The organism is Roseiarcus sp. (assembly GCF_052145395.1).
In the GTDB taxonomy this organism is placed as follows: Bacteria; Pseudomonadota; Alphaproteobacteria; order Rhizobiales; family Beijerinckiaceae; genus Roseiarcus.
This window is the reverse complement of the sequence record NZ_JBKQOT010000130.1, coordinates 1-4,910: the sequence shown is the minus strand read 5'-3', so window position 1 is coordinate 4,910 and position 4,910 is coordinate 1. Positions and strand designations below refer to the sequence as shown.

The 4,910-nt window shown below is 66.3% G+C and carries 5 protein-coding genes; 3 read left to right on the top strand and 2 right to left on the bottom strand.

The genetic code is table 11. The annotated features are described in order from the left end of the window. Positions 1-602: 602 nt before the first annotated feature. Both ACLP25_RS04655 and ACLP25_RS04650 read right to left on the bottom strand, forming a co-directional pair. Positions 603-1,217: a TadE/TadG family type IV pilus assembly protein gene (locus tag ACLP25_RS04655; protein ID WP_442468059.1), complete on the bottom strand. Its 615-nt coding sequence runs from the start codon at positions 1,215-1,217 to the stop codon at positions 603-605. A gap of 14 nt (positions 1,218-1,231) precedes the next feature. Further along, entirely contained in the window at positions 1,232-1,798 is a 567-nt protein-coding gene (locus tag ACLP25_RS04650; protein ID WP_442468058.1) for a TadE/TadG family type IV pilus assembly protein, read from the bottom strand. Positions 1,799-1,938: 140 nt separating this feature from the next. Here ACLP25_RS04650 and ACLP25_RS04645 point away from each other — a divergent pair, with 140 nt between their 5' ends. The 3 genes from ACLP25_RS04645 to ACLP25_RS04635 form a co-directional block, all read left to right on the top strand. Further along, the gene (locus ACLP25_RS04645) at positions 1,939-2,796 is read left to right on the top strand and encodes an acyl-CoA thioesterase (RefSeq protein ID WP_442468057.1); all 858 of its coding nucleotides are present in this window, start codon (positions 1,939-1,941) and stop codon (positions 2,794-2,796) included. Between the two features lie 242 nt (positions 2,797-3,038). Beyond that, complete coding sequence (locus tag ACLP25_RS04640) at positions 3,039-3,377, top strand: P-II family nitrogen regulator (protein ID WP_113893406.1); 339 nt, start codon at positions 3,039-3,041, stop codon at positions 3,375-3,377. A 40-nt stretch (positions 3,378-3,417) separates the two neighbouring features. After that, positions 3,418-4,910 (top strand): ammonium transporter (locus ACLP25_RS04635; protein ID WP_442468056.1); only part of this gene is annotated, 1,493 nt, incomplete at its 3' end.

The following is a 4,910-nucleotide window of genomic DNA, read 5'->3' as shown; positions in this document are numbered from 1 at the left end:
GATCAAGGAGAAGAATGGCGTTCGCCCGGCGGGCGATGCGATGCTCCTCCAGCCCATCCCTGGCGATCTTCACCAGGTCGGCCCGATCCGGCGGGCTGAGGAAATTGCGGTCCGTCTCCATCCGATGGCTGGAATCGATCCTGGTGATTCGGTCAAACGGTTTTCGGAAGTCCGAGGAATCCCGCTATACCGTTATTTTCGGTAGGGTCATCGAGAGAGACGGACGCTCGCGCCTGAACCCGCCGACGCTGTAGGACAATGTGAAACGGACATGCGGACACGGCTTCGGCTGTCCCCTCAACTGACCCCCGCGAAATTGCGATGCGACCCCGCGACCCCGGCGCCGGCAAAAAATCGGACCGTTTTCGCGGCTAAGTCCCTGAATTCGCCCGTGCGGCGCCAAGACTGCACACGTTCGTTCCTCCATCCCGACGTTGGGACGGAAATGGATTCGGATATCCTGACGACTTTCCCCCCGCAAAACTCCGGTGCGGCCCCGCGACCCCGTCTCCGCGAAAAATCGGACAATCGGACCGTTTTCGGCGCCTATGTTCCTGGATTCACTTGCACGGCGCCAAGACTGCGCCAGCTGCGCGAGGATCCTACTTCCCGACGTTCAGGCTGAGGCTCGTCCACTGGCGGATGGCGAGATAGATCGTGTCCTGCAGGGTATAGGGCCCAACGGACTCGCCGATCACGGGCGGCGTATAGGCGTAAGTGACCGTCCCCATGATGAGGTACGAGCCCGCGGGGGCGACTGAGTTCGGCAGTTGCACCGAGCCGGCCGTGGTCGGCAGCGCCGTTCCATGCGAGGGCATCGGCTCGCTCCACTGGACCGTCGCCGTCGCCCCGGACGGGTCGACCTTGATCTCCGAGACGACCATGGTCATGTTGGCGACGTTCGTCCCGGTGACCGGGTTCGTTCCCGAGGTCGGGTTCACCACCGGATAGAGGACGTTGGCCGCATTGTTGAGAAGCGCGTCCACCGTCGACTGGTTCACCGCCCCGGCCGAGCCCCCGGTCAACGATCCCTGCTGCGACACGAGGTCGGTGATGGTGCGCGCGGCGAGCGTCACCTTGCGCTGGATCGTGAGGCCCTGCGCCCAGATCGCGATGAGCCCCAGCATCCCGACCGCGACCGGCAGGATCAGCGCCGCCTCGACCGCCGCCGCGCCGCGCTTGTCGCCGGCCCAGGCGCTCACCAAGCGTCTTGTCACGCGCGCCCTGTCCGTCATTGCTCGTTCTGGAAGACTTGGGTCGAGCTGAGGAACAGGGTCCCGTTGGCAAGATCGCCGAACGCCATTCCGAGCGGCCCAGCGTAAACCGGCCATTGGTACATGACCCTCAAGATCTCGAGCTGGCCGGCGGTCCCGGGCTGATAGGCCCAGGCGTTCGTCACGGCGCCGTTGGCGTTGTAGGTCAGACCCGGCGGCGTCATGATCAGGGCGTCGCTTGATCCCGCCGACACGGACTGCGACTCGAGGTCGACCATGACGTTGGCGCAGGTGAAGAGCGCGGGCAGATAGCCGCAGATCGCCGACTGGAAGGCGGACGCGCTGATCGATTGCGCCTGGTTCGTCAGCACGAGGCGCGCGCCCTCTTCCGCAGCATTTTCCAGTTCCGCCTGCGCCAGGTAGATCACGCCGATCTGAAGGGCGCCGAGGAGTGTGGCGATCACGATCGGTGCGACGATGGCGAACTCGACCGCGGTCGCGCCCCGCGAGTCGCGGCCCGCGCGGCCCGCCTCGGACCCAAGGCGGGATATCGCGAAGAAGAACCGTGTAGGGAAGCAGGGCATGTCGGCGCCTTGAGACTGGGACGCGCGCCTTGCGCAGGCCTTGCGGCGCCGGTCGAAAAGGCCAGAGGAAGCGCCGGCGGCAACGTTGACGCCGGCGCTGGCGAGCTTCACCATCGCCGTTGCACGGGGACCCACGCCTGATGACAGCTGACGAACTTGTCGCCCTCTTCGATCTCTCCCCGGCAGGGGAGGACCGTTTTACCGGTCACTCCCCGCACAACGGCTGGAAGCGCGTTTACGGCGGCCAGGTCCTGGCTCAGGCCCTGGTTGCGGCCGAGCGCACGGTCGCAGGTCGCGACCCGCACTCGCTGCACGCGTATTTCCTGCTCGGCGGCGACCCCCGGGAGCCGATCGTGTTCGAAGTCGAGCGGCTCAGGGACGGCCGGAGTTTCGCCACGCGACGGGTCGTCGCGCGCCAGAAAGGCGCGGCCATCTTCGTCATGACCGCCTCGTTCCACGAACAGGAGAGCGGTCTCGACCACGCGGCGCCAATGCCGGCCGCGCCTCCGCCGGACGAATGTCCCGATCCGCTGAAGGCGGCGGAGATCCTGGACGGACCGGCGCGGTTCCGCATGAAGGGCATGCTGGACACGACTTGGCCGATCGAGTTCCGACCGACCGACCTCGGCCGCTATGCGCCCGACGCCAGGCCGGAGACGCGCCAGAGCTTTTGGACGAGGATCGGAGAGCGCCTGCCGGACAACCCGGCGCTCCATCGGGCGGCGCTCGTCTACCTGTCGGATATGACCCTGCTCGACGCGGCGCTCCGGCCGCACGGCATGACGATCTACGACCATCGCCTGCAGGTTGCGAGCCTCGATCATGCGCTGTGGTTCCACCGCCCATGTCGCGCAGACGAATGGCTCCTCTACGCCCAGGACACCCCGAACGCATCCGGCGCGACCGGTCTCGTCCGTGGCCTTCTGTACACGCAGGACGGGACGCTCGCCGCCAGCGTCGCCCAGGAAGGCCTCCTTCGCCGTCGCCGCGATCTCTAGCCGCCTCGACTAATTCTTAGGCGCCTACTTTTGCATCAGGTAAGGCCATCGGCGCGCCTGACGCTCGGATGCGTCGCCCGAATTGGGGAAAAACTTAGCGTTTTTAGAGCCCTAACGGCGCCCGTCCGGCATGGCATGGGCCTTGTAAGACGGATGCCGGCGGGGCGTCTCGGCGCCCCGACTTCACCGCAGAGCGCGGTCGGCAGTTCACGGCCGTCCCGCGTCAAATTGGGGCGAGGCCAATGAAAATTGTCATGGCGATCATAAAGCCGTTCAAGCTGGAGGAGGTGCGCGACGCGCTCACCGCCATCGGCGTGCACGGCCTGACAGTAACGGAAGTCAAGGGATACGGCCGCCAGAAGGGCCACACGGAAATCTACCGCGGCGCCGAATACGCGGTCAGCTTTCTGCCGAAACTCAAAATTGAAGTCGCCGTCAACGCAGATGTCGCTGACAAGGTCGTCGACGCCATCGTCGCGGCCGCGCGCACCGGCCAAATCGGCGACGGCAAGATCTTCGTCTACAGCCTCGACTCGGCGGTGCGCATCCGCACCGGCGAGAAGGACAAAGACGCGCTTTGACCCGGCGGCCCTTCCCTTTCCCAATCGGAGTTCCGGAACAATGAGACCTAAGCGTATTTTTTCCAGCCTCGCTCCGGCGTTGGCGATAGCCGCCCTGGTCGGCTTCGCGGCGCCTGTTGCGTCCTACGCGCAGAACGCGCCTGCGACGACCGCGGCTCCGGCCGCGGCCCCTGCCGCTGCCGCGCCCGCCGCCGCCCCAGCGGCGAAGCCCGCTCCGCCGGCGACTCCGGCTTGCGCCGGACTGACCGCCGCCGTCCCCGAAACCGACAAATATGCAGCCGTTCCCGCCGTCCCCGCGGTGCTGACGAACTGCACGCCCTCCGGCGGCGACACGGCGTGGATGCTGACCTCGGTCGCGCTCGTGCTGATGATGACGATCCCCGGCCTCGGGCTCTTCTACGGCGGCATGGTGCGCAAGAAGAACGTCGGCGACACGGTGATGACCAGCTTCGCCGTCACCTGCCTGGTGACGGTTATTTACGCTATCGTCACGTATTCTCTGTCGTTCACCGGCGGCACGCCATTCATCGGCGGCCTCAGCCGCGCGTTCCTTCAGGGAATCCTCAGCGACGTCAACAACGGCGGCATCGGCAATCCAAATTCGCTCGCCCCGACGATCCCCGAGACCGTCTACATGTGCTTCCAGATGACCTTCGCGATCATCACGCCCGCGCTGATCGCCGGCGCATTTGCGGAGCGCATGAAGTTTTCGGCCATGCTGTGGTTCATGGGTCTGTGGGCGATCTTCGTCTACGCGCCGGTCGCCCATTGGCTGTGGGGGCCCGATGGCATCTTCAACTCGTCCAACGACGCGGCCTGGGTCAAGGTTCTCGACTTCGCCGGCGGCACGGTTGTGCACATCGACGCCGGCGTCGCGGGTCTCGTTGCCGCGATCATGGTCGGCAAGCGCCGCGACTCCGGGCCTGGACACAACATGGTCCTGACCTTCATCGGCGCCGCCCTGCTGTGGGTCGGCTGGTTCGGCTTCAACGCAGGCTCCGCGGTCAGCGCGGGCGTGCAGGCCGGCATGGCGATGACCGTCACCCAGATCGCGACTGCCGTCGCCGCCTTGACCTGGATGTTCGTCGAATGGGCACACAAGGGCAAGCCGACCGTCATCGGCATCGCCTCGGGCGCGGTCGCCGGCCTCGTCGCCATCACTCCCGCCTCCGGTTTCGTCGGTCCGGTCGGCTCGATGGTGATCGGTGTCGCCTGCGGCGTCGGCTGCTACCTCGGCGCCACCGCCCTCAAGCACGCCTTCGGCTACGACGACGCGCTCGACTGCTTCGGCGTACACGGGATCGGCGGCGCCATCGGCGCGCTCCTGACCGGCGTGTTCGCCATCCAGCAGTATGGCGGCACCGCCGGCCTGATCGAAGGCAACCCCGGACAGGTGATCAACCAGTGCATCGGCATCGTGACGGTCGTCGTCTACGACGCGGTCGTCAGCCTGATCATTTTGGCGATCCTCAAGGCGACGATTGGCCTGCGCGTCTCCGACGAAGTCGAGCGCGATGGTCTCGACTACGCCCT